The organism is Alicyclobacillus herbarius DSM 13609 (assembly GCF_000430585.1).
Lineage (GTDB): Bacteria > Bacillota > Bacilli > Alicyclobacillales > Alicyclobacillaceae > Alicyclobacillus_G > Alicyclobacillus_G herbarius.
In genome coordinates this window covers 1-1621 of sequence record NZ_AUMH01000056.1, presented here as the reverse complement: position 1 = coordinate 1621, position 1621 = coordinate 1, and the positions used below count along the sequence as shown (strand labels likewise).

General features: G+C 49.1%; 1 protein-coding gene. It reads left to right on the top strand.

The genetic code is table 11. The features are described from left to right. The first annotated feature begins 582 nt into the window (after nucleotides 1-582). Nucleotides 583-1194 carry a cadmium resistance transporter gene (locus H522_RS0116395; RefSeq protein ID WP_026963134.1) on the top strand — a complete coding sequence of 204 codons (612 nt, stop codon included), beginning with the start codon at nucleotides 583-585 and terminating at the stop codon, nucleotides 1192-1194. The last annotated feature ends 427 nt before the right edge of the window (nucleotides 1195-1621 follow it).

The following is a 1621-nucleotide window of genomic DNA, read 5'->3' as shown; positions in this document are numbered from 1 at the left end:
TAAAGGGAACGGCGGAGAGCAGGGTTGCTGTATCAAGGCAAGATATTGAGTTTCCAGTCAAGAGCCGATTCTTAGGCGCGGAATCTGTGTCTGAACGCCTCACTGTAAACATTACGTGCCGTCTACCGGAGAGGGGATTTTACACACAATCTCGGACTTGGTCCTCCATACAGCCTTTGAACAAAACCCCGATCTCATGCCGGAACTGCATACAGGCCCCGACGTCCTTGGTAGTCTTATTAGAAAACTCCCAATTCATCATATCTAAAGGGCGAGTGAATGCTGTTGAATAAACGGAAAGTCACCTAATCCCAACCCTCCTCGCCCTGCTATCACTGAGCTACAATCCCCTTTTGATTGAATGCTGAAGTCTATTGTTTTCTCTCTTCTGATTTTACACTCTGATTCATAAATTAGACAAGCAACATTCCTGGGATGTCCGTGACAAATAGTTCAATTGATTTTCTATAACGGTGGGGCCAACTCGGACGATGCCACCCGACCGCCATTATGCCAATGACTTATGTTCTTGTTTTACGAGGGTGTGGTCATTTTGCCTACGAAGGGGGAGCCAGCCGTACGATGAGTACCTTCTACTCAGCCCTTTTCACGGGGTGTATATCGTTTGCGGCTACTAATATAGATGACATCTTCGTCCTTGCCGCCCTGTTCTCACAATCTACCTTTGCTAACAGGAACGCGTATATTGTTGCCGGCCAGTATTTGGGGATCAGTACCCTCATTGTACTCAGTATCGTAGGCGCACTTGGAGCTTTGATTATCCCCAGGGCCTGGATGGGGCATCTGGGCATCGTTCCCGTCTACATGGGCATAAAAATGTTCTTCTCTAGGGACGAAGAAACTCCTATCTACAGAAACGTGCTAACGGATCTAAACACCTACAAAGTCATGGCCATCGTGATCGGAAACGGCATTGATAACGTCAGTGTATATATCCCTTTGTTCATGCAGAGGCCCTGGTTTTACAACGGAATCATCTTGATCATTTTTCTCATACTAACAGGCGTATGGTGCTGGATTGCGTACAAAATCGTACATAATCCGTGGATCGGCCGACTCATCGAAAAGTGTGGTCAATTGATAATTCCCATTGTCCTGATTGTAGTTGGCGGATACATAATGCTCGAAGCGGGGACCTTCGCCCTCTGGATGAAAATGGTGTTTTGGCGTTGAGATGACGTTAGGCTTGGTAGGCAAAGTGTATGGAGCAAATAGCCTCGTTCAGCGGATTATTAACACCCGTAGATTGGACACTTGCTCCCGATATTGAGCTCTTTCGCAGTTTTTCTTAAGAGGCCTTTACCCTAGGCCACAAATTGCCATCGGTCGTCGGTCCTTCAAGGGCCGTCTGTCGCTGAACCTTCGGTTCCCCTTGACCGCCCCTCCGCCCTCTGGCCTTGGGCAGTTTGGGGCAAAGGCCCGGGATACGCACCAACGTGCGTCACACCCTCACTGGGCGTCTAGGCTCGAGCCCTGTCTCGATATGACGGCGGTAGAACTCCGCTGTGCTGCTCGAAACGTCTCGACGGCATGTCTGGCTTCGCAGGTTAAACCGATATGGTATCCCACAATCTGCCTGTCATACACGTCGATGTACGAC

What these genes read in the sequence shown, in the direction of transcription:
- H522_RS0116395 (WP_026963134.1), top strand. Translation starts at nt 583, where the DNA reads ATGAGTACCTTCTACTCAGCCCTTTTCACGGGGTGTATATCGTTTGCG.